The organism is Paenibacillus sinopodophylli (assembly GCF_005930355.1).
Lineage (GTDB): Bacteria > Bacillota > Bacilli > Paenibacillales > Paenibacillaceae > Pristimantibacillus > Pristimantibacillus sinopodophylli.
Genome location: NZ_VDBO01000067.1, coordinates 1 through 420 on the forward strand (window position 1 = coordinate 1; position 420 = coordinate 420).

The 420-nt window shown below is 54.8% G+C and carries 1 protein-coding gene; it reads left to right on the forward strand.

The genetic code is table 11. The features are described from left to right. Nucleotides 1-420: hypothetical protein (locus tag FGT79_RS31515; RefSeq protein WP_171056548.1), on the forward strand; the 420-nt coding region annotated here is incomplete at both ends.

Below are 420 nucleotides of genomic sequence, written 5' to 3' on the forward strand. Positions count from 1 at the left end.
TGGCGGCTACAATGGCGGAGGCAATGGGATCGGCTCTGCGGGTGCAGGCGGTGGCGGCGCATCGGATATTACAGATGAGTATGGAACGTCACTCGTCGATCGAGTCGTCATGCCTTTCCATACGACGCACCCGACTAATGACGATAGCTACTTCTTCTCCGACACCATGAGCCATGCCGCAGATGCCGGTGATGTCATCCAAGTGAGGGTGAAGAATAACTCCACAAACACCAGTGGTGCCATCTATTTCACGGGTATGCAGGCACCTAACTGGTCCGAGAGTTATGTCGTCAGCTTCCCAATGACCGCGTCGGACTCCGATTATCGCGTGTATACCATTCCGATCGGGACGCATCCGAATTGGAGAGGCACGATTAATAGGCTGCGCTTCGATTTGGCCAACGGTCCCCACATCTCTAC